The sequence below is a fragment of the Franconibacter daqui genome (assembly GCF_014644275.1).
Taxonomy (GTDB): domain Bacteria; phylum Pseudomonadota; class Gammaproteobacteria; order Enterobacterales; family Enterobacteriaceae; genus Franconibacter; species Franconibacter pulveris.
Window position 1 is genome coordinate 101,871 of the sequence record NZ_BMKJ01000006.1, and the last position, 25,996, is coordinate 127,866.

26 protein-coding genes, 4 tRNA genes and 1 pseudogene are annotated in these 25,996 nt (G+C 54.5%); 16 read left to right on the forward strand and 15 right to left on the reverse strand.

All coding sequences use genetic code 11. The features are described 5' to 3' along the window. Window positions 1-176 precede the first annotated feature (176 nt). The 4 genes from mtfA to IEX01_RS17815 all read left to right on the forward strand — a co-directional run bounded on the left by mtfA (window position 177) and on the right by IEX01_RS17815 (window position 2,598). Window positions 177-974 (forward strand): DgsA anti-repressor MtfA, encoded by a 798-nt coding sequence (mtfA, locus tag IEX01_RS17800; protein ID WP_188724267.1) that lies wholly within the window; start codon window positions 177-179, stop codon window positions 972-974. 100 nt (window positions 975-1,074) lie between these two features. Next, window positions 1,075-1,150, forward strand: a tRNA-Asn gene (locus tag IEX01_RS17805). A gap of 181 nt (window positions 1,151-1,331) precedes the next feature. Then, a complete protein-coding gene (locus IEX01_RS17810) occupies window positions 1,332-2,132 on the forward strand; it encodes a DUF3289 family protein (protein ID WP_188724268.1) in 801 nt (266 codons plus the stop codon). Then, window positions 2,125-2,598 carry a DUF943 family protein gene (locus IEX01_RS17815; protein WP_024560626.1) on the forward strand — a complete coding sequence of 158 codons (474 nt, stop codon included), beginning with the start codon at window positions 2,125-2,127 and terminating at the stop codon, window positions 2,596-2,598. The genes IEX01_RS17810 and IEX01_RS17815 overlap by 8 nt, the downstream gene beginning before the upstream one ends. Window positions 2,599-2,726: 128 nt before the next feature. Here IEX01_RS17815 and cbl read toward each other — a convergent pair whose 3' ends face one another. Both cbl and nac read right to left on the reverse strand, forming a co-directional pair. Next, entirely contained in the window at window positions 2,727-3,671 is a 945-nt protein-coding gene (gene cbl, locus IEX01_RS17820; protein ID WP_024558628.1) for an HTH-type transcriptional regulator Cbl, read from the reverse strand. 101 nt (window positions 3,672-3,772) lie between these two features. Continuing rightward, entirely contained in the window at window positions 3,773-4,690 is a 918-nt protein-coding gene (gene nac, locus IEX01_RS17825) for a nitrogen assimilation transcriptional regulator NAC (RefSeq protein WP_024558627.1), read from the reverse strand. 332 nt (window positions 4,691-5,022) lie between these two features. Between nac and IEX01_RS17830 the strand changes: the two genes are divergently transcribed. The 5 genes and pseudogenes from IEX01_RS17830 to IEX01_RS17850 all read left to right on the forward strand — a co-directional run bounded on the left by IEX01_RS17830 (window position 5,023) and on the right by IEX01_RS17850 (window position 7,520). Next, window positions 5,023-5,098: transfer RNA gene (locus IEX01_RS17830), tRNA-Asn, on the forward strand. 143 nt (window positions 5,099-5,241) lie between these two features. After that, window positions 5,242-6,699, forward strand: coding sequence for an AMP nucleosidase (locus IEX01_RS17835; RefSeq protein WP_024558626.1), 1,458 nt, complete (start codon window positions 5,242-5,244; stop codon window positions 6,697-6,699). A 203-nt stretch (window positions 6,700-6,902) separates the two neighbouring features. Beyond that, window positions 6,903-6,978, forward strand: a tRNA-Asn gene (locus IEX01_RS17840). Between the two features lie 166 nt (window positions 6,979-7,144). Next, window positions 7,145-7,261: pseudogene (locus tag IEX01_RS17845) on the forward strand (Arm DNA-binding domain-containing protein); the annotation flags it as partial. A 10-nt stretch (window positions 7,262-7,271) separates the two neighbouring features. Further along, a complete protein-coding gene (locus tag IEX01_RS17850) occupies window positions 7,272-7,520 on the forward strand; it encodes a thiamine pyrophosphate-dependent enzyme (RefSeq protein ID WP_024558625.1) in 249 nt (82 codons plus the stop codon). A 267-nt stretch (window positions 7,521-7,787) separates the two neighbouring features. On the opposite strand, the gene IEX01_RS17855 is transcribed toward IEX01_RS17850, so the two are convergent. The 5 genes from IEX01_RS17855 to IEX01_RS17875 form a co-directional block, all read right to left on the reverse strand. Continuing rightward, window positions 7,788-8,798: a Vgb family protein gene (locus tag IEX01_RS17855; RefSeq protein ID WP_188724269.1), complete on the reverse strand. Its 1,011-nt coding sequence runs from the start codon at window positions 8,796-8,798 to the stop codon at window positions 7,788-7,790. A 394-nt stretch (window positions 8,799-9,192) separates the two neighbouring features. Further along, window positions 9,193-9,438 carry a YmjA family protein gene (locus tag IEX01_RS17860; protein WP_024558623.1) on the reverse strand — a complete coding sequence of 82 codons (246 nt, stop codon included), beginning with the start codon at window positions 9,436-9,438 and terminating at the stop codon, window positions 9,193-9,195. Window positions 9,439-9,610: 172 nt separating this feature from the next. Then, the gene (locus tag IEX01_RS17865; protein ID WP_024558622.1) at window positions 9,611-10,150 is read right to left on the reverse strand and encodes a DUF2058 domain-containing protein; all 540 of its coding nucleotides are present in this window, start codon (window positions 10,148-10,150) and stop codon (window positions 9,611-9,613) included. Window positions 10,151-10,259: 109 nt separating this feature from the next. Then, window positions 10,260-10,742, reverse strand: coding sequence for a cold-shock protein (locus IEX01_RS17870; protein WP_024558621.1), 483 nt, complete (start codon window positions 10,740-10,742; stop codon window positions 10,260-10,262). Window positions 10,743-11,027: 285 nt separating this feature from the next. Further along, window positions 11,028-12,413 (reverse strand): FAD-binding oxidoreductase, encoded by a 1,386-nt coding sequence (locus IEX01_RS17875; RefSeq protein WP_188724270.1) that lies wholly within the window; start codon window positions 12,411-12,413, stop codon window positions 11,028-11,030. A gap of 390 nt (window positions 12,414-12,803) precedes the next feature. Here IEX01_RS17875 and yajD point away from each other — a divergent pair, with 390 nt between their 5' ends. Then, entirely contained in the window at window positions 12,804-13,151 is a 348-nt protein-coding gene (gene yajD / locus IEX01_RS17880; protein ID WP_024558618.1) for an HNH nuclease YajD, read from the forward strand. Window positions 13,152-13,258: 107 nt separating this feature from the next. On the opposite strand, the gene IEX01_RS17885 is transcribed toward yajD, so the two are convergent. From IEX01_RS17885 to IEX01_RS17895, 3 genes are all read right to left on the reverse strand, one after another. Beyond that, window positions 13,259-14,284 carry an LLM class flavin-dependent oxidoreductase gene (locus IEX01_RS17885; protein ID WP_024558617.1) on the reverse strand — a complete coding sequence of 342 codons (1,026 nt, stop codon included), beginning with the start codon at window positions 14,282-14,284 and terminating at the stop codon, window positions 13,259-13,261. Window positions 14,285-14,512: 228 nt separating this feature from the next. Next, window positions 14,513-14,887 (reverse strand): NUDIX hydrolase, encoded by a 375-nt coding sequence (locus IEX01_RS17890; protein ID WP_024558616.1) that lies wholly within the window; start codon window positions 14,885-14,887, stop codon window positions 14,513-14,515. After that, complete coding sequence (locus IEX01_RS17895; protein ID WP_024558615.1) at window positions 14,884-15,480, reverse strand: NUDIX hydrolase; 597 nt, start codon at window positions 15,478-15,480, stop codon at window positions 14,884-14,886. The genes IEX01_RS17890 and IEX01_RS17895 overlap by 4 nt, the downstream gene beginning before the upstream one ends. Window positions 15,481-15,560: 80 nt before the next feature. Between IEX01_RS17895 and IEX01_RS17900 the strand changes: the two genes are divergently transcribed. Together IEX01_RS17900 and IEX01_RS17905 are read left to right on the forward strand one after the other, a co-directional pair. Beyond that, window positions 15,561-16,310 (forward strand): DeoR/GlpR family DNA-binding transcription regulator, encoded by a 750-nt coding sequence (locus IEX01_RS17900; RefSeq protein ID WP_188724271.1) that lies wholly within the window; start codon window positions 15,561-15,563, stop codon window positions 16,308-16,310. Beyond that, entirely contained in the window at window positions 16,311-16,913 is a 603-nt protein-coding gene (locus IEX01_RS17905) for a LysE family translocator (protein WP_048888080.1), read from the forward strand. Here the strand turns inward: IEX01_RS17905 and IEX01_RS17910 are convergent. Then, the gene (locus tag IEX01_RS17910) at window positions 16,897-18,360 is read right to left on the reverse strand and encodes an EmmdR/YeeO family multidrug/toxin efflux MATE transporter (protein WP_024558612.1); all 1,464 of its coding nucleotides are present in this window, start codon (window positions 18,358-18,360) and stop codon (window positions 16,897-16,899) included. The genes IEX01_RS17905 and IEX01_RS17910 overlap by 17 nt on opposite strands. 185 nt (window positions 18,361-18,545) lie before the next feature. Between IEX01_RS17910 and IEX01_RS17915 the strand changes: the two genes are divergently transcribed. Then, window positions 18,546-18,621 (forward strand) — tRNA-Asn (locus IEX01_RS17915). Between the two features lie 31 nt (window positions 18,622-18,652). On the opposite strand, the gene ldtA is transcribed toward IEX01_RS17915, so the two are convergent. The 3 genes from ldtA to IEX01_RS17930 all read right to left on the reverse strand — a co-directional run bounded on the left by ldtA (window position 18,653) and on the right by IEX01_RS17930 (window position 21,419). Next, entirely contained in the window at window positions 18,653-19,591 is a 939-nt protein-coding gene (gene ldtA / locus IEX01_RS17920) for a L,D-transpeptidase (RefSeq protein ID WP_188724272.1), read from the reverse strand. Window positions 19,592-19,845: 254 nt separating this feature from the next. Beyond that, window positions 19,846-20,181, reverse strand: coding sequence for a DUF496 family protein (locus IEX01_RS17925; RefSeq protein WP_024558610.1), 336 nt, complete (start codon window positions 20,179-20,181; stop codon window positions 19,846-19,848). Between the two features lie 179 nt (window positions 20,182-20,360). Next, complete coding sequence (locus IEX01_RS17930) at window positions 20,361-21,419, reverse strand: FUSC family protein (protein WP_188724273.1); 1,059 nt, start codon at window positions 21,417-21,419, stop codon at window positions 20,361-20,363. Between the two features lie 280 nt (window positions 21,420-21,699). On the opposite strand from IEX01_RS17930, the gene IEX01_RS17935 reads away from it, so the two are divergent. From IEX01_RS17935 to IEX01_RS17945, 3 genes are read left to right on the forward strand one after another with little or no spacing between them, the layout of a single operon-like run. Next, entirely contained in the window at window positions 21,700-22,452 is a 753-nt protein-coding gene (locus IEX01_RS17935; protein ID WP_024558936.1) for a gluconate 2-dehydrogenase subunit 3 family protein, read from the forward strand. A 3-nt stretch (window positions 22,453-22,455) separates the two neighbouring features. Continuing rightward, window positions 22,456-24,216 (forward strand): GMC family oxidoreductase, encoded by a 1,761-nt coding sequence (locus tag IEX01_RS17940; RefSeq protein ID WP_024558935.1) that lies wholly within the window; start codon window positions 22,456-22,458, stop codon window positions 24,214-24,216. After that, window positions 24,213-25,430: a cytochrome c gene (locus IEX01_RS17945; RefSeq protein WP_024558934.1), complete on the forward strand. Its 1,218-nt coding sequence runs from the start codon at window positions 24,213-24,215 to the stop codon at window positions 25,428-25,430. The genes IEX01_RS17940 and IEX01_RS17945 overlap by 4 nt, the downstream gene beginning before the upstream one ends. Window positions 25,431-25,494: 64 nt before the next feature. On the opposite strand, the gene sbmC is transcribed toward IEX01_RS17945, so the two are convergent. Further along, window positions 25,495-25,971, reverse strand: coding sequence for a DNA gyrase inhibitor SbmC (gene sbmC, locus IEX01_RS17950; RefSeq protein WP_024558933.1), 477 nt, complete (start codon window positions 25,969-25,971; stop codon window positions 25,495-25,497). Window positions 25,972-25,996: the final 25 nt, after the last annotated feature.

A 25,996-nucleotide genomic window follows, 5' to 3' on the forward strand; every position in this document is an offset into this window, starting at 1 on the left:
CGAGAATTGCTGTTTAGCGGATTTCTGCAGTTTTTCTCAACGAGAGTTTTATCACTGAAAATTAAGGCGGTAAGTGCTTGAAGTATTGGTGGTTGCCATGATGCCAGGTAATTTGGCATTTTAACAGACCCTGCCCCTTCGATTTTGTTCAAGTGACGACTTTGCGAGCAGATAAGATGATTAAGTGGCCCTGGAAAGCAAACGACGACGCGCATGATGACCCGATGCCCTGGGAAAAGGCGCTCGCTATCCCTCTGCTGGCGGGTTTATCCGCGGATGAACAGAACAAGCTGGTGCGGCTCGCCGAACGCTTTATTCAACAAAAACGCCTGGTTCCGTTACAAGGCTTTGAGCTTGATTCCCTCAAGACCGCCCGTATCGCCCTGCTCTTCTGCCTGCCGGTGATGGAACTGGGACTCGACTGGCTCGATGGTTTTCACGAAGTACTTATCTACCCGGCGCCCTTTATCGTCGATGACGAGTGGGAAGATGATATTGGTCTCGTTCACAGCCAGCGCGTCGTACACGCCGGCCAGAGCTGGCAACAGGGGCCGGTAGTGCTTAACTGGCTGGATATTCAGGATTCTTTCGACGCCTCCGGTTTTAATCTGGTTATCCATGAAGTCGCGCATAAACTCGATACGCGTAACGGCGACCGGGCTAGCGGCATTCCGTTCATTCCGCTGCGTGAAGTGGCAGGTTGGGAGCACGATCTGCATGCCGCCATGAATAATATTCAGGACGAGATCGATCTGGTGGGTGAGAATGCGGCCAGTATTGACGCCTACGCGGCAACGGATCCGGCGGAATGCTTCGCCGTGCTGTCGGAATATTTCTTCAGCGCGCCGGAACTGTTTGCGCCGCGCTTCCCATCGCTCTGGCAGCGTTTTACGCAGTTCTATGGCCAGGACCCGCTGCGCCGGCTGCGGCTTTCTGATACAGGCAGCGACCACGTTCAGCGGCAGGTGCATTAAATCAGCAAACTGCCTTATAAATAGCCAGTTGAATCAACGCGTTAAATTTAGCATTGACACCTGAAAGGGGCGCCATTAATATGCGCCCCGTTCACACGATTCCTCTGTAGTTCAGTCGGTAGAACGGCGGACTGTTAATCCGTATGTCACTGGTTCGAGTCCAGTCAGAGGAGCCAAATTCAAAAAAGCCCGCTCAATGCGGGCTTTTTGCTTTTCACCACTGACTGCATTATTGCTCACCTATCCCCTGTTATCTGACAACGCGTCGCTCTGATACCACGTCCGCTATTTTGCCAGGCGAACGTATCTGTATAATTAGCGTATCGTTAAACCGCATAGCCAAAGGATTTGCTTAACATGCGCGGTATCGACCAACCTTTGATAATTTTTAACAGCCGCAAGCCATTCAACGATCGTTGCGCAGATGACATGAAGTATGGCGATTTGACTGAAAAAATGCTTAAAGCGCGCTTTGGCCTTTTCCAGGTCTCTGAACGGGTAGATTGCTATACCTTCCAGAAGATGACTATTCCGGCCTATGGCAACATGCCGAAACTGAGCAAGGAGCAGGCCGCCGCAATCCTCTTCGATCAGCTTCGGTTCGAAGCCGGAAGATTTGCGTTCTGGGGGCCTTATACTGGTATTATCCACAGACTGTTTACTCATATGCAGTATTGCAATGGTAAAGATTTTCACGATGTGCAGATGAATCAGGCCTATAAGAAAATGATTGAAGGTGATAACTCTTCGGGAAGCACTATCAACAGGATAAAACGAACGCTAGATACCTTTTCAGACTGGGATTCCGGGTTACAAACAAGGCACTTTGCCAATGAAATAAACAAATCTCATCTTCCTAAATTTGATAGATTTTCCGACCGCATTAATGGTTTAGGTATTAGCATCCACGAAATAAACAGCACTAAAATCACTCTTGAATCTCTCAACTTTGATAATAACCGATATACTGCAGTATTACATTTCAAAGGCCAGGATCACTTTGGACTGGATACCGATGACATGACTAAAACCCTGTTCAAATATTGGAAGCTATTTGGTATATGGTTCGTTATTCAGCGTTTTGAGAAACTGGCCTACAAGCCCTTTTTTACCAATATGGAAGCCCGCATCACTATTACTGGAGAGAATCATGCGTAAGCCAGTAGTATTTTTATCTATAATAGCAGCCGTGATCATAATCGCACTACTTTATTTTTGGCCGCCTTTTTATAACACCGAAATAAAACGTACCGGAGATGGCGTAGTATTAGTCAAAGATCTCCCTCCTTCTGACAAGCTCAGGCTGCAATGGTGGAAACAAAATAAGCATCTTTTAGAAAAAGATCATGCCCTGATACCTGATCAAGGTTATTTTTCGTTGTCTATTATGGACTTTGGAAAAGGTTATGAAAAATTGCCTGCAGAAGATTTTATATCTGGCATTTCACAAGACGATTATCTATGTTTTGATTCAATCAAAAGCGAAACCAAATGCGTTAAGAAAAATGAGCTTATGTCAATCATGGGTGACGTAACAAAGAAAACATTTATCTACATCGGTGCCAGGCAATATATTCAACTGCCGGATGGAACAATAAAAGAACAACAGATAAAAGAAGAATAAATAATTGATTACAAGGTTTATTAATTCTCTGAATAAAACTCTTCTTTTTAGTGAGGCGTAATAAGCTCAGCTTAAGGTACAGAATTCAACTAAGCCCGCTTAATGCGGGCTTCTTGTTTTTCTCGGCCTCAGATTTGAAAATCGATCACTGGTTCGGCGGCTTCCAGCGCCTGACGTTTGATTTCATCAACCGAAAGACCCGGATTGCAAAGCTCGATAAAGCGCCAGACGTAGTTGCGCTGCAGCTGTCCGCGCTTTAACCCCAGCCAGACGGTATTAGCGTCAAAAAGATGGCGCGTATCAAGGCGCACCAGTTGCCCCGCTTCACCGCTCGCCTGCTCCGCCACCAGGCCAATACCAAGCCCCAGCTCAACATAGGTTTTGATAACGTCCGAGTCCTGCGCGCTTAACACAATGTCTGCCGCCAGCCCCTTACGCGCAAAAGCTTCATCAATACGCGAGCGCCCGGTAATGCCCTGACGATAGGTAATAAGCGGCCAGCGGCTAATATCTTCCAGCGTCAGTGGGTTTGCCTGTAAAAGCGGGTGATCCTGCGGCACCAGCAGATTGTGATACCAACGAAACCAGGGGTAAGCCACTAACGTCGGGTCCGTACTAAGCCGTTCGCTGGCGATGCCGATATCCGCCGTGCCGCTTTGCAGCAGGGAATCTATCTCCTGCGGCGTGCCCTGAATTAATTCCAGACGCACCTCAGGAAAAAGCGCGCGAAATTCTTTAATAACCGAAGGCAGGCTATAGCGCGCCTGGGTGTGCGTGGTGGCGATAGTCAGCACGCCGGAGGCGTCGTTGGTGAAAAGGTCGGCAAGACGGCGCACATTGCTGGCTTCGTCGAGAATACGCTCGGCGATAACCAGCAACGCTTTGCCCGGCTCCGTCATGCCAAGCAGGCGCTTGCCGCGGCGGATGAAAATCTCAATGCCCAGTTCCTCCTCCAGCTCGCGAATATGACGGCTGACGCCAGACTGAGAGGTGTAGAGCATATTAGCGACGTCGGTCAGGTTGTAATCCCGCCTTGCCGCTTCGCGGATAATTTTAAGCTGCTGGAAATTCACATCGCCCCCGGGAGACATTCAACATGACGCTATTGTTAAAGTCACCCGATGGACAGAACAAATAATAAAAACCAGCAATATATTCCTGGATGGAATATAAGCTAGCCCACCAGCATCAACTCACGGCTTTCGAGCGCCGGGCGCGTTACCAGCGACAGCAAAATTTCTTTCACCGCCTGCGCTTGCGGGGAAAGCGGCAGCGTTGACGAGAGATTCAGCGACAGCGGCAGGTTCATGGACGGCGCCGTTATGCGGGCCATCCAGCCGTTCGCGGAGCCCGCAAGGGATCGCGCCGCCGATTCCGGCAATACCGTTACGCCCATGCCGCTGGCGATAGCCGCTGTCAACGTAGCGATAGACTCAATCTCGCCGATGATTTTGGCCGTCAGGCGACGCAGCGAGAAGGCCTCATCCACGCGCTTGCGCACCGCGCTGTAATCGCGAGGGAGAAACAGGTTCATCTCCGCAACGGCGGCGAGATCGATGCTCTGGCCCGGGCAGTCGCGGGTGCCGACCAGGTAAAGATCTTCTTTCAGCAGCGGCTGGCTGGTGAGCCCGGAGGTTGCCGAACGGTCATAGAGCACCGCCATGTCGAGCTGGCCGTTGAGCACTTTCTCGTTTAACACCGACCCGCTGTTTTCATGCAGATAGACCAGCACGTCCGGCAATTCCGCGCGCACGGCCTGCAGCAGCGGCATGGTAATAGAAGAGGCCGCCGTTCCCGGCGCAAGGCCGATAGAGACGTGGCCGCTCAGCGTCTGGCCGACATTGTTCACTGCCAGCTGCGCCTGCTCGCACTGGCGTAAAATGGTGCGCGCATGAGCATAGAGGATTTTTCCGGCTTCCGTCGGGGTTACGCCCCGCTTGGTGCGAATCAACAGCTGTTGATTCATCTCCCCTTCCAGGGTTGCCACCTGTTGGCTAAGGGCGGGTTGCGCAATGTGCAACACTTCAGCGGCCTGCGTCAGGCTCCCGATGTCGACGATTTTTACGAAATACTTCAGTCGTCTTAAGTTCATTTTGCCTCCTGTACGGAACGCCGGTAGTAAAGCCAGCAAGATAGTCGCAGGATGTGTTGCAATATGCTTGCCAGTTTTCAGATTGCTCCGGGCAGGGACGCTAACCGGCTGGATAATAAGAGAAACCAATCACAACGCGTTGAACCATTATTGAAACAGCGTTTTTCTGATGCCCCGTTTCGAACGGCGGTTGCACCACAACGGTGCGAGAGCGGATTTTATGAAGGGCCCGCGCGCGGGATGGCTAATTTGTCGGCAAACGAATCGTTAACGTTAATTCGCCCTTTGACAATCCCGGCCTGCGCCGTTAGTATGCGCCCCGTTCACACGATTCCTCTGTAGTTCAGTCGGTAGAACGGCGGACTGTTAATCCGTATGTCACTGGTTCGAGTCCAGTCAGAGGAGCCAAATTCAGAGAAGCCCGCTTAAGGAAACTTAAGCGGGCTTTTTGCTTTTTAGCGTTTCATCTTTCCTTCACTGCGCTTTCCTTATCCTGTGACATACTAACGGCATGGCTAACACCCGCCTGTGGTGCGGGATAAGGAGAAAATATGCATAACGAAGCCGGAACTCACCTGACGCCAGAACAAGCGCTTGATAAACTCGAAGCCATGTACGACGCGGCGGTTAACGCCCTGCGCGAAGCCATCGCCGCCTTTATTGAAAACGGCGAAACGCCGCAAGAGGCTCGCCGTTCGCAAGGGTTGTTCGTCTACCCGCAATTGCGGGTAAGCTGGGACGGCAACGCCCGCAACCCGAAGAAAACCCGCGCCTACGCCCGCTTTACTCACCCGGGCTGCTATACAACCACCATCACCCGCCCTTCGCTTTTTCGGCCTTATCTGGCGGAACAGCTGACGCTGCTGTATGAAGATTACGGCGCGGCGATCGAGGTTTCGCCTTCTCAGCATGAGATCCCCTACCCTTATGTGATAGACGGCTCCACGCTGACGCTGGACCGCTCAATGAGCGCCGGTCTCGCCCGCCATTTCCCGACCACTGAGCTTGCGCAGATTGGCGATGAGACCGCCGACGGCATCTTCCATCCGACGGAGTTTTACCCGCTCTCGCATTTCGACGCCCGCCGCGTGGATTTTTCGCTGGCGCGCCTGCGGCACTACACCGGCACGCCCGCCGAGCATTTCCAGCCGTTCGTGCTGTTCACTAACTACACGCGTTACGTGGATGAGTTTGTGCGCTGGGGTTGCAGCCAGATCCTCGACCCGGAAAGCCCTTACGTGGCGCTCTCTTGTGCGGGCGGTGTCTGGATCACCGCCGATACCGAAGGGCCGGAAGAGGTTATTTCCGATCTCGCCTGGAAAAAGCACCAGATGCCCGCCTGGCATCTGATTACCGCTGACGGTCAGGGCATTACGCTTATCAATATCGGCGTTGGACCGTCGAACGCGAAAACCATCTGCGATCATCTCGCCGTGCTGCGCCCGGATGTCTGGCTGATGATTGGTCATTGCGGCGGGCTGCGTGAAAGCCAGGCGATTGGCGACTACGTGCTGGCGCACGCGTATCTGCGCGACGACCACGTGCTGGATGCCGTACTGCCGCCGGATATCCCTATCCCGAGCATTGCAGAAGTGCAGCGCGCGCTGTATGACGCCACCAAACTGGTGAGCGACATGCCGGGCGAAGAAGTTAAACAACGGCTGCGCACTGGCACCGTTGTCACCACCGACGACCGCAACTGGGAGCTGCGCTACTCCGCCTCCGCGCTGCGCTTCAACTTAAGTCGCGCGGTGGCGATTGATATGGAGAGCGCCACCATCGCCGCCCAGGGATATCGCTTCCGCGTGCCTTACGGCACGCTGCTGTGCGTTTCCGACAAGCCGCTGCACGGAGAGATAAAGCTGCCCGGCCAGGCGAACCGCTTTTATGAAGGGGCCATTTCAGAGCATTTGCAGATTGGCATTCGCGCTATCGACCTGTTGCGCGCCGAGGGCGAGCGCTTACACTCTCGTAAGCTGCGCACCTTCAACGAACCGCCGTTCCGCTGATCCCCCGGCTGAAAAAACGCCGCCGCGTACTCCCTTCGCGGCGGCGATTTCTTTTCACTGGCGCGTCCGATATGCGGCCTTTCGCTCAGAAAAGTGTCAAAAAAAGCGCAGCTTGCGGAATTAATCGGCAAACGGCGCGTTTTTTTAAAAGAGCTTTTGACAACCCTGGGGCATCTCGTTACTATGCGCCCCGTTCACACGATTCCTCTGTAGTTCAGTCGGTAGAACGGCGGACTGTTAATCCGTATGTCACTGGTTCGAGTCCAGTCAGAGGAGCCAAATTTTAGTCTTAAGACATCTCTATGCGTCTTAAGGCTGTAAAAAAAACAAGAAGTTATCTGTACCCGGCTGTCCCAATAAGGATTACCGGGTTTCTTTGCATCCATAGTTTTTGGGGGCTTAATCGGGGGCCTCACGGTTCGGTGAACAAATGGAGCCCCCCGCTATGGCATTAACAGATACCGCTATCCGCAAGCTCAGACCCACAGACAAACCCTTCAAACTCGGCGACAGTGCCGGACTGTACCTGCTGATCAAACCCAACGGATCAAAACTCTGGTACTTTTATCGTCATGAATAATTTTGAGTACAATGTGCTGAAAAATTTCATGAAGAATCAGGCTGGCTACTCCTCCGTTGCATTGGGGAAATTCATCGGCATGGTTCTGGTGAACCCTTGCATTGATTTTCAGTCGCTTGCGACGTCGATGGGCATCAGCGCCTGCCGTGTCACCCAGGCTGCTGATATCACAGCGGCGGTTAAAATGGGTATAGCCAGCGGGAAGACGAATCTGATTGAAGTGGTGATCTCCGCGGGCTAAATAGCTGTTATTAGTCGTTTCGCACCAGAAAGAGATTCAGTGCGGATTGTACGATCTGATCAAGCATACACTCCGGAAAGAGTAACACCAATCAGCTGCGGCCACGCCGTTGAGAATGAACAGGAGTAGAGCTATCAGCAGTTGTTTCATCGCATCCTCCCCATGGGGATTGAAAATGAGGGGGGTAGCGACAACTGTTTTTTGGTAAAAAAATAGCGCCCGATTCTTCAGGCGCGAAGACCCAGTATTTATGCAATGCCAGGTTTGTTATTGCTGGTCAATGATTTCATAAGACGTGATGGCATACGCTGAACATCCCCATATTATATTTGATGATGTCTGAGACAGGCATAAATCGCCCTGGCCAAATAATGACTGTTCTGCCGGAATATTCACTGCAATTTCTTCAATATAGCCAGTGTCAGGATCAAGGGTTCCCAGATACTGGCCTGAATGTTCGTTAAACCAGATTGCACCATTATTCATAATGACAATATCAGATGGTGGGCCATTCAGAATGCCTTCGCTGTATTGGGTATATTCCCCTGTTTCGGGAGTAAACTTACCGATTGCTCCGGCGTTATTGTTATAGTAGGTGTTGGTATACCAGATGTTTCCGTCAGTATCGGTAGTTAAGGCGTTAATATTGATATCTTCATTCAATGGGGCGGGATAGTATGAGAACTCCTGAGTGTTGGGTGTAAATCGGATAAGCCCTGCTCCAGAGAGTTCGACAAACCAGATATTCCCGGCATTATCGACAGTAATATCTCCGGGATTATCAGGACTGAACGATGCTGTGAGGTATTCTGAGATTTCTCCGGTAGCAGGGTTATAGCTGATAATGCCCTGCCTGACGTTTTCGGGATCGGTTTTAATATCATAAACACGGCTGGTCAGCCAGATGAGTCCGGTCGTTTTGTCAGTAGTTATCCCTCCCAGCATTCTTGATGTCACTGTACCGGGAATGGGTATTTCGGATATTGAGCCAGATGTGGGGTCGATTTTGCCAATATGATAATTTATATTTCTCTCAGAAAAGTAAATCATCTGGTCATTGCCCAGAGTCATTTTACCAAGCTCTCCCTGCGGAGTGAAACCGCTGGTAATGGCACGGGTTGTTGAGGTTGCCACATTAAGTTGATATATCGCTCCCTCTTCTCCGCCATTAAATACAGGAAAGGTTCCGTAGATATAACCCATTCCTGAATCCTGAATGCCGAAACCATCACTACCTTCACTACAGTCATAGATTGTTGTTTTGATTGAAACAGACATATTTATTCATCCTTGTACTGTTAGTTGATATACGTTGAAGAAAATTTACCTGCTGTGGTTTGTGAGGCTTGAGCAAAAAAGCATAAAAAATAAATCAAAATGCGCCCGGTTAAACCGGGTGCAAAACTCACTATGATGTTTTAAATTTATGATATGCATCACATTCCAATCAATTATAAGATTGGGGGCTTTATTGAGGGCTTCGCTCTAAACCGAAAATAGAAATAATTAAAAAATTAAAATGGATATGTGGCATATTGTATTCAGTCAGAGGAGCCAAATTCAAAAAAGCCCGCTTAAGGAAACTTAAGCGGGCTTTTTGCTTTGCTGGTTCAGAGCGCTAAACGCATAAAAGGACGCAACTCTGCTTGCTTTGCGCCCTTTGAAAATAGCGTTACTCGTTGCCCCACTGATTCAGAAACGTCGCTATCTCGTCGATACGTTCTTCATCAATCCCTGCTTCACTGGCCAGCTCTCGCTGCGCCTCTTCGCTGATCTCCTCGTTATTCATTAACCGGGTGATCAGCAGCTGGAAATAGCGCGCCAGGGGTTCGCGTTCTGACTCCGTTACCGGCTCCGCGCATTCGGTCGAGTACTCATCCGCGATATCATAATATTTAAGTGGTATTTCAGCGCTCATAAGCAGCCCCCTGGATTAACGTCTTTAGTAAGTTATAGCCTGCCCCGGCAGACCTGAAAATATCCTGCTTCCCTGCGGCTTGCGGTCATCCCTGCAAGCTGGGCGCCTGAAAGACTTCACGCTGGCATCAGCAATAACCCAACGCCGTAGTCTCTGCACGCCATACTGCTCATTACCACATCAAATCATCAGGGACTTTGAAATCAGCATACGGGTCGTCCTCATCCTGCGCTTCCTGGCTCAGCACGTGATTGACGACAATGCTGCTCGCATCTCGCTGCGCGATTTTATCGGCAACGCTCGCCGGGATAATGGCGTATTCACACTCTCCCTTGCCATCAACCACCAATCGCGCAATGGCGAGACGGCCATTTATCAGCTGCGTCTGAGTGGGCTTATCCACAACAACTTTTTTGATGAGGTTATTATCGGTGAAATTAAAATCGATGCTGCCTTTTGAAATGGTAATTCTGTTCATTTCAATGAGTTGCTTAACCTGAGCTTTATACTCTTTAGATAAAGCCGCCTGTTTTTGCTGTTCGCTTAGCTGCTTATCACGCTCAAGCTGCGCTTTTTTATTCTCTTCCACGGCTTCTCGCGCCTCGCGGGCCTGAACCCGTGATTTTTTCGCCGTTCTTTGCACTTTGGCCATTTTTTTGCTGGTCACTAAGCCAGCCTTTAGCATCTGCTCTTGTAAGGTAAGTTTCGTCATTTTCGTTTCTATAACCCGCCAGTCATGGGTGAGGTTGTATTCAGGCAGTTATGCCCGGGTGCGGTAGCCGATGGGCGTATACCCTGTCCGGAACCCGGCGCAAGGCATATCAAACTTTAAGCAGTTTCACCGTGGCATCCACATCAATCTCATCTTCCGAAAAGATTAATGTCGTTCCCTGGAAAGTGGTGATAGCCAGCTTTTTCAGCGAACGCATTTCACCAGGCTTAGCGGCAGTTTTCGGCTTAATGCTGTTCATTAACGCCCCGACAGAGAGCACCGCATTTTCTTTATCAATGCGCGTGCTGGCAGGCACCTCTTCGCTGAAAACCACGTAAGATTTGATAGACGTGAGCTTCAGGCGCTCGCCTGCGATATAAATATATTTGCTCTCCGGTACAACTTTCACCGCATAAGCTGACAACCCTTTATTATTGGTGGTAGGTTCGAACGTCACCGCGGCATCTTTTTTAATCAGTTCCGGATTGGCGACCTTAATCACATGAAAATAACGGTTATCGCCGTTTTCATCTTTGATAAACCCAAACCCTTTTTCTTTAAACCAGGTTGTGATCTTTCCGTTCATCGCCATTATCGCCTGCTAATCGTTTATCTACTCAGTTTTTGCAGCGCGCAGTGTAAAGCACAATGTCCGCGCAGACTACGTCTTTAGTTTACGTCTGGATGCTCAAGGAGCGATAAAGTGGAGGAGTAAAAAACCGTAAACGCGCTAGCCTGGCGTTTACAGGCGTCGGCGCAAGCGCCCTGTACAGCTGCCGACAGGTCAATAAAGCGCGCCGTTATCGCGCCTGACGTTGAGCGCCCGCAGTGTGCATCGCGTGCTGGCTACATCCCGTCGTCAGGCGCATCCCTGGTCTCATGCCGGCTTGATGTTCTGATTCATCCGGAAGAGGTTCATCGGGTCGTATTTATTTTTAAGCTCCACCAGCCGCTTCCAGGTCGTACCGTATGCGAAGACGATGCGGTCGGTCTCGTCGTGGGTGAGGAAGTTGATGTAGGCGCCGCCGCTGGCAAACGGCTGTGATTTAGCGAAGAATTCACGCGCCCAGGTGATGCAGCGCTCATCCTCGGCGGCGGTCTCCCAGCGCCCGTGCACATTCATCACATACCTGGCGTCCCGGCTTGAGTAAGCCATGGCCTCGGGCGCTACGCTGGTCGTCTTGCCGCCAATTGTGCCGATAAATATCTCACAATGCGGTGACGGCAATCTGGCCGCATATTCAATGATGGTATCGATAACGCCTTCGCTGATTTGTGAGAAGTTGTGCGACTTCCAGTAGTTGCGCGCCCCTTTTGTTAAGAGCGGATCGAACGCCTGCTGCCAGGCCGTATAGGGCTGCACGCCGATGTGTTCGCCGAGCACGGTGCCGAACCCGCGCAGTGGTGCGATGAGCTTCTCGCCTTCTTCCGGGTCGTCCGCATAGCATAGTGCGAGCGCAACCATCTCTTTCCCGTGAACCGCTTCCGGCAGGAAAGGCAGCGGAGGCGCCTTGCGCGTAACCATCCAGACATTGAGCGCTTCCGGCATCGTCTCGGTGAAACGGGCGAACTGCGAGATAACGGATTTTGCCTGCTCAAACGGAAAGACGATCAGCCCGCTCAGTACGTTCGGCCCGACGGGATGAAGCTGGAATTCGAAGCGAGTAATCACACCGAAGTTGCCGCCGCCGCCCCGCACCCCCCAAAAGAGATCGGCGTTTTCTGCTTCGCTGGCGTGCAGCTGCCTGCCATTTGCCGTAATAATCTCCACAGAGAGTAAGTTATCTATGGTCATGCCATACTTGCGGCTCAGCCAGCCGAATCCGCCGCCGAGCGTCAGGCCAGCCACGCCGGTGGTTGAATTGATGCCAAGGGGCGTGGCAAGGCCCCAGGCCTGCGCCGCCGCATCGAAGTCGCCAAGGGTGCAGCCTGGCTCAACGTTTGCCCTGCGGGTGGTTGGGTCCACTTCCACGCCCTTCATCAACGACAGGTCTATCATCAGACCATCGTCGCACACGGCATTGCCCGCGATGTTATGTCCACCCCCGCGGATAGAAATGAGGAGATTTTGCGTGCGCCCAAATTCGATGGCCTGGATGATATCTTCAGGCGTCGTGCAGCGGACGATCAGCGCAGGTTTACGGTCGATCATAGCGTTCCAGATCTGGCGCACCTCGTCATAGTTTGCATCTTCAGGAACAATCACCTCTCCCGTGAACTGCTTTTTGAACTCGCCGATATTTACCTCTGATAACCCGTTCATGATGCTTTCCTCTTTTGGCTTAACCCTACTAATTATGGTAGGTGGGTTAAGCCATGATAACTTTAAGGGTATTTTTGAGGCGTTTATCAACTTTGCCCGCCATCAGGCGCAACACGGGAGCACTCGTCTGCCTGAGGCTGCGCTTCGCTCAATGATTTTTAAGCGCGCATGCTGGCGACACGGCGTGAAGAAAACAGAGGCGCGAGCAGCGAGTGAGTAAAATAGACGTGTTCCAGCAACTGAGGAGCCCAGGAGAGCGCTAATCTTAAAAGTAGCCCTCGCTTTGCAGAGCGAGGAGCGGACGGTAAATGACGCTTGCGGTGGCCTGCCAGGCAGGCTAGCCTGCTCAAACCACATGTAAATTATCTCCTTGTAACAGGTAACACCGGCATGGCTCTGATCCCAAAAAACTACTCACGGCTGGAAAGCGGCTACCGTGAGAAAGCATTAAAACTCTACCCGTGGGTATGTGGGCGCTGCTCGCGTGAGTTTGTTTACTCTAACCTGCGCGAATTAACGGTCCACCATATCGATCATGACCATACCAATAACCCGGAAGATGGCAGTAACTGGGAGTTACTGTGTCTTTATTGCCATGACCACGAACACTCGAAGTACACGGAAGCGGACCAGTACGGCACAACCGTTGTAGCGGGCGAAGACGCGCAAAAAGATGTGGCTGCGGCAACCTATAACCCCTTTGCCGATTTAAAGTCGATGCTTAATAAGAAGAAATAAAGGCAGGCGTATTTACTTGCCGTAGCCGCTTCGTGACTCGCCCAAAATTAAAAGCCCCGCATCTTTTACAATGCGGGGCTTTTTTATTTCAGGCTGGCCTTATCAGGCTATTCACGCCAGCCCATCGCCGGAGCGACGTGCTTCAGAATGGACTCAATCACGTGTACGTTGTAATCCACGCCCAGCTGGTTCGGCACGGTCAGCAACAGCGTATCGGCTTCGGCTATCGCTTCGTCCTGCTTCAGCTGTTCGATTAATTTATCCGGCTCAGCCGCGTAGCTGCGCCCGAAGATAGCGCGGGTTTTCTCATCCAGGTAGCCAACTTTATCGCTTTCGTCACGGCTGGCGCCGAAATAAGCACGGTCACGGCCATCCATCAGGGCGAAAATGCTGCGGCTGACGGAGACGCGCGGCGTGCGGGTATGCCCCGCCTGCGCCCAGGCTTCGCGGTAAGCGCGGATCTGCTTCGCCTGCTGAATGTGGAACGGCTCGCCGGTTTCATCATCTTTCAGAGTGGAGCTTTGCAGGTTCATGCCGAGTTTTGCTGCCCAGACCGCCGTCGCATTCGAGCCCGCCCCCCACCAGATGCGCTCGCGCAGGCCTTCCGAGTAAGGTTCCGGGCGCAAAAGCCCCGGCGGGTTCGGGAACATTGGCTGCGGGTTGGGTTTCGCAAAGCCTTCGCCGCGCAGCACATCCAGCAGCACCTCCGTGTGGCGGCGCGCCATGTCAGACTCGTTTTCCCCTTCCGCGGGCTGATAGCCAAAGTAGCGCCAGCCGTCGATCACCTGCTCCGGCGAACCGCGGCTGATGCCAAGCTGCAACCGCCCGCCGGAGATTAAATCCGCAGCGCTTGCGCTCTCCGCCATATAGAGCGGGTTTTCATAGCGCATGTCGATAACGCCGGTGCCAATCTCGATAGTGCGGGTTTTCGCGCCAATCGCCGCCAGCAGCGGGAAAGGAGACGCGAGTTGACGAGCAAAATGGTGAACCCTGAAATAAGCGCCGTCCGCGCCCAGCTCTTCAGCCGCGACGGCCAGATCGATGGATTGCAACAGCGCGTCAGCGGCCGTACGCGTTCCGGACTGCGGCGAAGGCGTCCAGTGACCAAATGACAAAAATCCGATCTTTTTCATGACCTATTACCTTATCTTCAGGGAAATAATCGGCAGGCGGCGCGTTTCTCATCACACGTAATGAAATTCGCCTGAAGGACTGCCTTGCGTGGGGTCTACTTTACGCGTTCCCTGATACGAATAAATGCCATTTGTTTAACATAAAGCTTCAAATTAATTGACCGAGCAAGGCGTTCGCCCGATTCAAAAAGCCCGCCGGATGCAGGCTTCGCTTTGTGTATCAAACGTTTATTGCTGAACACCACTCTGCGGCAGTTGGTCGAGGCTTGTGTAGATCGTGAGCCCCAGCGACTGGCCGATGCGCACGTCGTTGTCGGCGCCGCGGGAAGCGCCATCCAGCCGCAAAATCGCGTCGCAGCGGCCAATGAGCCGGTGCGCCACCGGGTATAAATACGCTTCGCTGATTTCATCGCCAATGCGGGTTGAACCCGCGGCCTGCGCCAGCGGTAAGGCCAGCCACTCGCCGATAACCGGTACGTGGCCCTTCTGCCAGACCTCCAGCGCAGCCTGTTGCATCCGCTTCAGGTTGGCGTCGATAAGTTCGGGGCGATCGTCTGTGCCGCTTCTTACCGGGCCGGCAATCAGGATCTGCATGATTTTCATATCGTCTCCTCAAAGATGGCGCTTAAGGCAAGATGCTGGAGCAGCATGATCGTTTTCCCATCCTCAATTTCCCCGGTTCTGATAGCGTCCAGGGCGCGGGCGAAGGGCCATTCCAGCACTTCGATATCTTCCCCTTCTTCTTCCACCCCGCCGCCGTTGCTGCTGCGGTCCCGCTCCGAGTATTCGGCGATGAAAAAATAGAGTTTTTCTGTGACCGAACCCGGGCTCATATAAGCCTCAAAGACCTTTTCGACATGACTCACGCGAAAGCCAGTCTCTTCCTGCGCTTCCGCTTTGATGCGCTCTTGCGGCGAAAGGTTGTCGAGCAGGCCGGCAGCGGCCTCAATCAGCATGCCCTGGCGATCGTTAAGATAAACAGGGAAGCGAAACTGGCGCGTCAATACCACCGTTTTTTTGGCTTTGTTGTAAAGCAGGATCGCCGCGCCGTTGCCGCGGTCATAGGCTTCGCGCTCTTGCTGCTGCCAGTTGCCGTCACGGCGCAGCAGTTCGAAGCGATATTTCTTTAGCGTGTACCAGTTATCCGAGAGCAACGTCTCGTGAACATTGCGTACTTTTTGCGATTCCAGAAGCATTTTTTGCCCTCCCGTCGTGACAAAAACGACTCTGGCATGGATAATCGTGCACAGTCAAGCAAAAACAGGAAAAAAAACGCATGCTCGCCAGCCAGCGAAAAAAACGTATTCTGGATATTTTAGGCGCCGAGAAGCAGGTGCTTTCCGGGGAATTAAGCCAGCGCTTCGGCGTTTCGGAAGACTCCATCCGCCGGGATCTACGAGAGTTAGCGGCAGAAGGCTTATTGCAGCGGGTGCATGGCGGCGCGCTGCCGGTTTCCGCCGCCCTCGCCCCGTTCGAAACAAGAAAAAACGTGCAAACAGATTCAAAGCGTGCAGTTTCACGCAAAGCCGCCGCGCTGATTCAGCCAGGCCAGGTGGTGATTATCGACGGCGGCACCACAACCACAGAGATGATCAAACAGCTGCCCACCGATCTCCCTTTTACGGCAGTGACTCACAGTCCCGGCATCGCGGTCGGGCTGGTCGATTTTCCCCGGATCGACGTCATTCTTATCGGCGGCAGGCTTTACAAGCATTCCGTTGTTACCGTGGGCGCTTCGATGCTGGAATCCATTAACCGCATCAATGCCGATCTCTTTTTTATGGGGGTGACCGGCGTACACAAAAACGCGGGCTTTACGACGGGCGATTATGAAGAGGCCTCCGTTAAGCGGGCGCTGTCAGCGCGCGCGGCGGAAACAGTCGTGATGGCCTCGCAGGAAAAACTCAATTCCGCCTCCGCCTTCGCCATTGGCCCGCTCTCGCTTGCCAGCACGCTGGTAGTGGACGGGGAACTGGATGCCGAACTGAGCGCACTGCTGAAAAAACAGCGGGTTACGGTTATCTGAATGGATATCAACATCGTGGGTTTTATTCCGGCGCTGCTGCCGGTGGCGCTCTCGCCGGGGGCGAGCTTTACGCTTGCGATGAACAGCGCGCTGGCGCAGGGCCGAAAAGGTCTTCTGGTCACGCTAACGGGAACGGCGCTTGGCATTTACACCCATGCGCTGCTGATTGGCCTTGGCGTGACTTCGCTGCTGGTGGCCTCCCCCGCCCTGTTCGGCCTGCTGAAAATAGCAGGGATATTCTACCTGCTCTGGCTGGGCGCACAGCTTATCCGCAGCGGCCTGGGCGCACAGGAGCTGGCTTTCAGTAAAAACGAGAAGGTAATCACGCTAAAGGATGCCTGGCTTGCCAACGTGCTTAACCCGAAGGCGATACTCTTTTACCTGACTGTGGTGTCGCAGTTTGCTGGCCGTCAGGGCGAGGTGAGCCATTACTTAGCCCTCGCCTCGGTACATGTAGCGGTCATGGCCGTGTGGCTTATCGCGCTCAGCCTGCTGCTGATAACCTCCGCGCGCAAAATCAATACGCGAGCGCTTAAGCGAGCCATTAACATGGGCGGCGGCGCGCTGTTAATCCTGTTCGCGCTGCTTAACCTGCTTCACTAGCTTTACTTTCAGCGCTGAGGGCGGTTTCCGAGCGCACGCGCGGGTACTTCTGTAGCCATTTGCCGCTGGCCATGCGCCAGTAGAAGAGCGCGCCGCGCACCGCCCAGTCGAGGAACATACCCAGCCAGACGCCGACCACGCCCCAGCCGAGCATTATCCCCAGCACATAGCCCGCGATAACGCGACAGCCCCACATGCCGAGCATCGAAACCCACATGGCGAAACGGGCGTCGCGCGCGCCCTTGAGCCCGGCAGGCAGCACCCAGGAGGCCGCCCAGATGGGCATGAAGGCGGCGTTCAGCCAGATAAGCACCTTCACCACCTCTTTTACATCTTCCTCATGGGTGTAAAACGACGCGAGCAGCCCGGCGAACGGAGCGCTAAGCCAGGCGATGGCGGTCAGCATAATGGTGGAAAGCCAGAATACGTGGCGCAGTTGCCGCTCGGCCTGGCCTATCTGCCCTTTCCCCAGCCGCTTGCCAGTGATGATGGTGGAAGCAGAGCCAAGCGCGTTGCCCGGCAGGTTGATGAGCGACGCGATGGAGAACGCGATAAAGTTCCCTGCAATCACATCGGTGCCCATGCCGGCCACAAACATCTGCGTCAGCAGCTTGCCGCCGTTAAACAGCACCGATTCAATACTGGCGGGCAGACCAATGCCCAGCACTTCCCAGAGAATATTGAGCTTCAGCGGCGAAAAGTAGCTTTTCAGCGTGATGCGCAGCGCCGGGTTAAAGCCAATCATCAGCACATAAATAATACCGATGGCGCCGATATAGCGCGAAATGGTCAGCCCCAGCCCCGCGCCGACAAACCCCATCCCGTCCCAGGAGAAAAGCCCGTAGATGAGAAAGCTGCTGATGACGATATTGAGGATATTCATCCCGCCATTAATGAGCAGCGGAATTTTGGTATTGCCGGCGCCGCGCAGCGCGCCGCTGCCGATAAGGGCAATGGCGGCGGCAGGGTAGCTCCAGGCGGTAAGTTCAAGGTAGGTCAGCGCCAGCTCTTTCACCTGCTGCGTGGCCTCGCCCGCCACGAAATCGATGATGTATTTCCCGGAAAGATGAATCAGCGCCGCGAGCAGTATCGACACAATGGTCATTAGCACCAGCGACTGCCGGGCGGCGGCGCGGGCGCGTCGTCGGTCGCGCTTGCCGAGGCTAAAAGCGACCACTACCGTAGTGCCGAGGTCAACCGCAGCAAAGAACGAGAGCACGACCATGTTGAAGCTATCCGCCAGCCCCACGCCCGCCATCGCCTCTTTGCCAAGCCAGCTGACGAGGAAGGTGCTCAGCACGCCCATCAGCAGTACGCAGGTATTTTCCAGAAAAATAGGTACGGCGAGCGGCGTGATTTCGCGCCAGAACAGTACCCGATAACTTTTTCTTCTGACATACCAGGGGGTGCCTTTCACCGCCTGGTTCAACCTGGTCGCTAAGCTCAAGATAACCTTCACTTAAAGTTGAAACCCCATTTCAAATAATGGGTTAGTTCGTAAACAACTGCAAAGTTTTTCCGGTAAATTGCTAAAAAACAGGGGGCGCTGTGTGGTTTTAGAGCAACTGAACGCGAAGCGATGAAATCGTGTTTGACAAATTCCGCGGCGACGCTAAGATTAGCCTCCACAATTCCTCTGTAGTTCAGTCGGTAGAACGGCGGACTGTTAATCCGTATGTCACTGGTTCGAGTCCAGTCAGAGGAGCCAAATTCGAAAGCCCGCTAAACAGCGGGCTTTTTTATAGCCCGTTTGCCCCGGTAGAGGCAAAGCCAATCTGCACCGGCATTCCCGATCTTCGCTCCATCGCTTCGGTTACCGCCGCCGCGTTCACGCTTCCCTCCTGCATCGCTTTTCGCAATACCGGCTGCATCGACAGCGGTACCCGCTTGTTCGATTCAAACTCCACCCGGTTACGCGACAACGGTTCATGCACTTCCAGCCAGCGTGAGCCGTCAGGCTCGGTGGTGAACTTCACCGGCCGGTCGATAATCTGTACGCGAGTGCCAACCGGCACATTATCAAACAGGTATTTAATATCGGCGTCGCGCAGACGGATGCAGCCCTGGCTCACCCGCAGGCCAATGCCAAAACGCGCATTCGTGCCGTGGATGGCATACAGCCTGCCGATATAAATCGCATAGCGTCCCATGGGGTTTTCCGGGCCTGGCGGCACCATCGCCGGCAGCGTCTCACCGCGGCTTTCATACTCACGTCGGGTATTGGCCGTTGGCACCCAGGCGGGGGCCTCCTGCTTGCGCTCCACGCGGGTCACCCAGTTTCGCGGCGTCTCACGGCCCGCCTGGCCGATGCCGATGGGCAGCACTTCCACCGTATTGGTGTCGGGCGGATAGTAGTAAAGCCGCATCTCCGCCACGTTAATAACAATGCCTTCCCGCTTTGTATCAGGCAGGATCAGCTGCTGCGGAATGACCAGCGTTGTGCCTGCGGCAGGCAGGAAAGGATCGACGCCCGGATTCGCTTCCAGCATATTGCTCAGCCCCTGGCTGTAAGTCGCGGCGAAAGATTCTAACGACTCGGTATTGCCCTCCGGTACCACCACGCTAAACGTGTTGCCGACCAGGCGGCTGCCTTCCGGCGGCAGCAACCAGGTGACAGCAAGCCCGGCGCGCATGGCGGCGACCATCAGCAAAACGGCAAGCAACAACACTCTGGCCATAGGTTTTCCTGTATTCGGGGGATGAATTAAGTCATTACCCGCGCCGTCTGTTAAAGCCATCATGCCACGGTATGTTTTTGTTAACGTCAGGAAACCAAAAGACGGCTTTTGGCGAGGACAGGATAAATTTTAGCACAGGCACGGGGCAGCCTGTTTCGGGCAGCGGCAAGCGGAAAGCGCGAGGAACGCGCACTGACTGAACGCCCTTTTGCGGAATGCGGCCGTAAAAAAACCGCCCGGAGGCGGTTTATCGCTTATTCGCTTTTCGGCTCGTGGGCTTTCAGTTCGCCCATCGCTTTAAGCTTTTTGGAGATCTCACGGCGCTCTTTGGAGATTTCCGCATTCTTGATGATGTAATCATCCACGCGGTCTTCATAGTCGCTTTTCATGCTGGCGATGATGCCCTGAATGGCCTCTACGCTCATACCAGGCTTAATGTAGTCGCTCAGGTTGTCGAGCAGCAGCACGCGCTTCTGGTTGTCACGGATCTTTTTCTCAACGTCCTGAATTTCGCGCTGAAGTTTGTTTTTACGACGGAACAAGCGGACAAACTCAAGCACGTCCTGGAATGAAGGTTTGCTGTTTTCCATTTTTACACCCCTGCTAATTTTGAGACTCGGATTCGTTAAACAACCGCGACCTGGTTAAACATAGCCTTTCAGGGCTGCGGATGACAATGGCTTACGCCGGATAAATACCCTGCCGGTATCATAACCTTAAACGCGGCTGAATCGAAACAACCTGCCTGCGCGCCCGCGTCGTCTGATTCTTATTTGCGCAACGCCCGGCAGATAAGCTGCGAGAGCCGCTCAAGCTGGCGCGCCAGCTCCATGCTCAACCAGACATAGCCGTGTATGGAGGTTTCCACCAGCTCGCCGTACTGTTCGTCACGCATCAGCGTACGCAGCTCCTGCACAATTTCCGCCAGCTTTTCGTTATTGGCCAGCGCGGGCGAAGGGTTGCCTTCGTGCAGCGCCTGCGACAAGGCCTCGAAGGTGCGCTGCGTCATCAACTGCACGTCGCGCAGCGTCCGGGCGTTAATCATCAGGAAATGGCTTTCGCGCGAGGCCCAGTAGGCGTTGATTTGCATCTCCAGCGTGCAGACCATATTGCGGCTGGTAGTCTGGATCGCCTCGTAAATCCCTTTCTGAATGTGCGTCTCTTTGCTGGCGGGCGTGATAAGCGCACGCATCTTTACCACGTCGCTAAGCACTTTCTGCAATGGTTTATCGAGCCGCGGCCGCTCCACCAGGTTAGGCGAAAAGCCCGCCTGGTAGATGCGGTTAAAGTCGCCTATCAGCTTCGCCATCTGGATGCGCCAGTGGATAAAGGCGCGTTGCGGCAGTACGCTTGTAAAAAGCATCGCCAGCAGCGAGCCGAAAATTACGTCGCCGCTTCGCCATAGCGCCACTTCCATATCGCCGCTCGGCGAACCCACCACCACAGAAAGCGTAATGCCTATTAGCAGCGCCTGGTAGGGGCGCTTACCAAGGGTCAGATAGCCGCACAGAAACATCGCCAGCGCGCACCAGATAAGCATCAGCGGCAATGAAAACAGTTCCAGCCGGAGGGCCACCAGCCCAAGCGCGGCGCCTAAAATGGTGCCGCCGATGCGCTCAAAGGCGCGGGGCACGACGTTGCCCCAGAAGGAAATAGGCCCCATCACCACCACCAGCGTGATAAGCGGCCAGGTGCCTTCCGGCACCTGAACGAGGCGCACAATAAAAAAAGTGAGGATAAAAGCCAGCGCGATGCGCACGCCATGCACAATGCGATAGTGACGATAAATGCGCACCTCGAAAGGCGTTAAAGTCTTGTCGGGACGCACACCCGTTCTCCACCTGCCAAAAGGCTAATTGTACCCGCTTTTCGCGCTTCCAGGCCATATAACCCTGTTTTTTACCGCGTTATTTGCCCTTTTTTCACCCCCTGTACTACTGTCTTCTTAGTCTAAAAAAACACACAAATACATATTTCTTAACATTTCTGACATTTCATTACAGGAGATAAACCTTTTCTTAACAATGCAAAGCGAGCTACCCTTTAAATACTTCGCTGCGTAATCATTTCACGCGGTGGTTTTTTTATGCACATCTAAGGAAGCAATAATGCGCAAGCCACAAAAAACGCTGCCTGGGGTCACCCGACGGCAGGTTCTGAAATGGTCTGGCGCGGCGCTAACCCTGGGTGCCGGTTCCGCAAAAGCAATCACGTTAACTGGTACACCCGGCTGGCAGCCGTTCGCCGATAATCCTCCCGAAACGTTCGACGCGCAGGGTTGGCTTTTCCTCACCGCTGATGAAGCGGCCACGCTTGAAGCGATAGTTGACCGCCTGATCCCGGCGGACGATCTCAGCCCCGGCGGCAAAGAGATGGGCTGCGCGGTGTTTATCGACCGTCAGCTTCACGGTTTTTATGGCAACTTCGAACGCCTGTACATGGAAGGCCCGTTTCAGGAAGGCACGCCGGAGCAAGGCGACCAGTCTGAGCTGACGCCTCGTCAGCGCTACCGCATCGGCCTCGCCGCGCTGAACAAATACACTCAGCAGCAATTTCAAAAACCCTTCCGCGAGCTTTCCGGCGACGACCAGGACAAGGTGCTGGCGGGCCTTGAGAAAGGCGATATTGAACTGGAAGGCATTGCAGGCACCCTTTTCTTCGCTCAGGTGCTCAGCAACACCACCGAAGGTTTCTTCGCCGACCCGGTCTATGGCGGCAACCGCGACATGGCGGCCTGGAAAATGCTCGGTTTTCCCGGCGCGCGCTACGACTACCGCGATTTCATTGAGAAACACAACGTAGAACTGAAATTCCCGCCGGTCAGCATTCAGGGCGGACCTCAATGGAACAAAAAGGCATAAAACATGGCGAAGAAATTACCTAAAACCGACGTGGTCGTGGTGGGCCTCGGTTGGGCGGGCTCTATCATCGCAAAAGAGCTTGCCGACGAAGGTCTTAACGTGGTCGGCATTGAACGCGGCCCGTGGCGCGACACCGCGCGCGACTTCAATATCAACACCGTCCCGGACGAATTACGCTACGTGCAGCGCCAGGAGCTGATGCTGCGCACCCGGCAAAACACCTGCACCATGCGCAACAATCCGTCGCAGACGGCGCTGCCGATGCGCAGTTGGGGCTCTTTCCACCCGGGCAACGGCACCGGCGGCGCGGGCAACCACTGGGCGGGCATCACCTTCCGCTTCCAGCCGGAAGAGTTTCGCTTAAAAAGCCACCTGCTTGAGCGCTACGGCAGTATTCCTGACGAGCTGGTGCTGCAGGACTGGGGCACCACCTGGGAGGAGATGGAGCCTCACTACATGGCGTTTGAGCGCGTGGCGGGCACCTCCGGCAAAGCGGGCGTGCTGAACGGCCAGCGCCAGGAAGGCGGCAACCCGTTCGAAGGCACCCGCAGCGGCGAATACCCTACGCCGCCGCTGCGCCAGCCCTACGGCCCGGTGCTGTTCGCCGACGCGGCGAAGAACATGGGGTATACCCCTTTCCCGGTGCCTTCTTCGCTGGTCTCAGAGGCTTACACCAACCAGTATGGCGTGACCATGGGCCCCTGCACCTTCTGCGGTTTCTGCACCAACTACGGCTGCGCCAACTACTCCAAAGCCAGCGCCATCGTCAACGTGCTCCCTGCGCTGCTGCGCCAGGAGAACTTTGAAGCGCGCACCTTCTGCGAAGTGTTGCAGGTCAATACCGACAACACCGGCAAGCAGGTGACGGGCGTCACCTATATCGACTCCTCCGGCGACGAGTGGGAGCAACCGGCTGACCTGGTCATCGTTGCGGCGTTTACCTTTGAAAACGTTCGCCTGATGCTGCTTTCCGGCATCGGCAAGCCTTACGATCCGGTGACCAACTCCGGCACCACCGGGCGTAACTATGCCTACCAGACCGCCAACGGCGTGACGCTCTTCTTTGATGATAAGAAGTTCAACCCGTTCATCGGTGCGGGCGCGGTGGGCATGGGCATCGACGACTTCAATAACGATAACTTCGACCACAGCGGCCTGGGTTTCTTCGGCGGTGGCAGCATCCGCGTAACGCCAATCGGCGGCGCGCCGATTAACTATCACCCGACACCGCCGGGCTCGCCGAAATGGGGCAAAGGCTGGAAAGAGGCGATGGTGAAAAACTACCAGAGCACCATGTCGATTGGCTGCGAGGCGAGCAGTTACACCACGCGCACCAACTATCTGTCGCTCGACCCGAACTACAAAGATCATCTGGGTCGTCCGCTGCTGCGCATCACCTTCGATTTCCCGGAAAACGACTTGAAAATGGCGCAGTACTGCACCGGCAAAGTGGCGGAAATCGCCAAAGCGATGGGGCCGCGCGAGATAGTCGCCAAGCCGACCACCGGTCACTGGAACAGCGTGCCGTACCAGTCTTCCCACGTGGTGGGCGGCTTTATCATGGGCGCCGATCCTTCCACCAGCTCGGTGAACAAGCATCTCCAGGTATGGGATGTGCCGAACCTGTTTGTGGTGGGCGCTTCCGCCTTCCCGCAAAACCCGGGTTACAACCCGACCGGCACCGTGGGCGCGCTGGCGTTTAAAGCGGCGCACGCCATCCGCAACTTCTACCTGAAAAACCCGGGGGAGATGATAAGCGTATGAAACGACTAGCTGCTTTATCGCTTCTCGCTCTCGGTCTCGCGTCGTTTGGCGCGCAGGCGCAGCCGGAGTTCGAGCAGGTTGAAAAAGGGCGCTATCTGGCGACCGTGGGCGACTGTACGGCCTGCCATACCAGCGATCCGCAAAAACCGTTCGCAGGCGGTGTGGAAATCAGCACCCCGTTCGGCAAGCTGGTGGGGGCCAACATCACACCGGACAGCGAAACCGGCATCGGCAACTGGACTTACGATGACTTTAAGCGCGCCATGTCCGAAGGGATCGGCCACGGCGGCAAGCGGCTCTACGGCGCGATGCCGTTTACCGCTTACACCAAAGTCACCGATGAGGATAACCGCGCTATCTGGGCGTACCTGCAAACGCTGGAGCCCATCCATAACCCGGTGGAAACCAACCAATTGCCCTTCCCGTTCAACATCCGCACCAGCCTGATTGGCTGGAACTGGCTGAACTTCGACAGGGGCGTTTACCAGCCGGATATGTCGAAATCCGCTGAGTGGAACCGCGGCGCCTATCTGGTGCAGGGCCTTGGTCACTGCGGCACCTGCCATACGCCGAAAAACATGATAGGCGGCGATAAGAACGACAACTTCCTGCAGGGAACGGAGATAGAAAACTGGTGGGCGCCGAATATTACCGCCGCCAATCACCAGGGCATTGGCCGCTGGAGCGAGCAGGATATCAAGGATTACCTGCGCACCGGCGTAAACCGCTACGACATCGCCTCCGGGCCGATGGCCGAGCAGGTGAAAAACTCTTCCCAATACTGGAAAGAGGAAGATCTGCAGGCGGTAGCGGTCTATCTGAAATCGCTCGGCGTGAAAGATGAGAAGGTGCCGGCGCCGCTTAAAGGCGACGACAAGCAGATGATTGCAGGACGCCACATCTACTTCGACCGCTGCTCCGCCTGTCATGGCTCGTCGGGCAAGGGCGAGAAGAACATCTTCCCGCAGCTGGCGAATAACGCGCTGGTCAATGCCCCTGAGCCGGTTTCGCTGGCGCACGTGGTGCTGGCGGGCAGCCGCGGCGTGGATACCGACGCGCGCCCAACCGCCCCGGCGATGCCGGCTTTCGCGAGCATCATGACCGATGAAGAGATAGCGACCGTTCTGACCTATATCCGCAATAGCTGGGGCAACTCGGCGCCGGCGGTTAGCGCAGACGATGTGAAGAAAATGCGCGAACGCTTAACGCCGTAAGGCGTGATGATGCGCAGATAAACAGAGGCCACCCCCGGGGTGGCCTTTTTACTGGCTAAACGCCTTATTCCGTGGCGTTCGGCCCGACAGGAATATACATGGCGATATCCCAGTGGCCATCGGCCTGCCCATCATTGAGGTAGATTTCAAAGCAGGGTTTATCCGCCACCCGATTTATACCGTCGTGGTGCAGCTTAACGAAAAATTCATCCCAGGCGGAGGCGAAATCCTGGTTCACCACTTTGGTTTTCGCCACCGCATACTCGCCGCCCGGCAGCTTCGTCAGGATCACGCCTTCGCTGTTCTCCGGCAGGCTGAAGCCCTCCGGCACAGAAACGACAACATCCGCCCGCAGCTTCTCCGGAGGCACTTTTTCCGGGTTATCGTAATAAACGGCGATCCATTCATTAGGCTGGATAGCTTTATTATCCACCCACATCGTTAGCTGCTCGAACCCCTGCGGCACCGTTTGCTCCCAGGGGCCAACCAGATGAAAGCCTGCGATAGCGCGCTCGGGTACGTGCTCAATGGTGTAGTTCATGCTCTCTCCTCACGGTTTAAATAAC

Coding starts and splice junctions, on each gene's coding strand:
- mtfA (WP_188724267.1), top strand. CDS start 177: ATGATTAAGTGGCCCTGGAAAGCAAACGACGACGCGCATGATGACCCG.
- IEX01_RS17810 (WP_188724268.1), top strand. CDS start 1,332: ATGCGCGGTATCGACCAACCTTTGATAATTTTTAACAGCCGCAAGCCA.
- IEX01_RS17815 (WP_024560626.1), top strand. CDS start 2,125: ATGCGTAAGCCAGTAGTATTTTTATCTATAATAGCAGCCGTGATCATA.
- nac (WP_024558627.1), bottom strand. CDS start 4,690: ATGAACTTAAGACGACTGAAGTATTTCGTAAAAATCGTCGACATCGGG.
- IEX01_RS17835 (WP_024558626.1), top strand. CDS start 5,242: ATGCATAACGAAGCCGGAACTCACCTGACGCCAGAACAAGCGCTTGAT.
- IEX01_RS17850 (WP_024558625.1), top strand. CDS start 7,272: ATGAATAATTTTGAGTACAATGTGCTGAAAAATTTCATGAAGAATCAG.
- IEX01_RS17855 (WP_188724269.1), bottom strand. CDS start 8,798: ATGTCTGTTTCAATCAAAACAACAATCTATGACTGTAGTGAAGGTAGT.
- IEX01_RS17860 (WP_024558623.1), bottom strand. CDS start 9,438: ATGAGCGCTGAAATACCACTTAAATATTATGATATCGCGGATGAGTAC.
- IEX01_RS17865 (WP_024558622.1), bottom strand. CDS start 10,150: ATGACGAAACTTACCTTACAAGAGCAGATGCTAAAGGCTGGCTTAGTG.
- IEX01_RS17870 (WP_024558621.1), bottom strand. CDS start 10,742: ATGGCGATGAACGGAAAGATCACAACCTGGTTTAAAGAAAAAGGGTTT.
- IEX01_RS17875 (WP_188724270.1), bottom strand. CDS start 12,413: ATGAACGGGTTATCAGAGGTAAATATCGGCGAGTTCAAAAAGCAGTTC.
- yajD (WP_024558618.1), top strand. CDS start 12,804: ATGGCTCTGATCCCAAAAAACTACTCACGGCTGGAAAGCGGCTACCGT.
- IEX01_RS17885 (WP_024558617.1), bottom strand. CDS start 14,284: ATGAAAAAGATCGGATTTTTGTCATTTGGTCACTGGACGCCTTCGCCG.
- IEX01_RS17890 (WP_024558616.1), bottom strand. CDS start 14,887: ATGAAAATCATGCAGATCCTGATTGCCGGCCCGGTAAGAAGCGGCACA.
- IEX01_RS17895 (WP_024558615.1), bottom strand. CDS start 15,480: ATGCTTCTGGAATCGCAAAAAGTACGCAATGTTCACGAGACGTTGCTC.
- IEX01_RS17900 (WP_188724271.1), top strand. CDS start 15,561: ATGCTCGCCAGCCAGCGAAAAAAACGTATTCTGGATATTTTAGGCGCC.
- IEX01_RS17905 (WP_048888080.1), top strand. CDS start 16,311: ATGGATATCAACATCGTGGGTTTTATTCCGGCGCTGCTGCCGGTGGCG.
- ldtA (WP_188724272.1), bottom strand. CDS start 19,591: ATGGCCAGAGTGTTGTTGCTTGCCGTTTTGCTGATGGTCGCCGCCATG.
- IEX01_RS17925 (WP_024558610.1), bottom strand. CDS start 20,181: ATGGAAAACAGCAAACCTTCATTCCAGGACGTGCTTGAGTTTGTCCGC.
- IEX01_RS17935 (WP_024558936.1), top strand. CDS start 21,700: ATGCGCAAGCCACAAAAAACGCTGCCTGGGGTCACCCGACGGCAGGTT.
- IEX01_RS17940 (WP_024558935.1), top strand. CDS start 22,456: ATGGCGAAGAAATTACCTAAAACCGACGTGGTCGTGGTGGGCCTCGGT.
- IEX01_RS17945 (WP_024558934.1), top strand. CDS start 24,213: ATGAAACGACTAGCTGCTTTATCGCTTCTCGCTCTCGGTCTCGCGTCG.
- sbmC (WP_024558933.1), bottom strand. CDS start 25,971: ATGAACTACACCATTGAGCACGTACCCGAGCGCGCTATCGCAGGCTTT.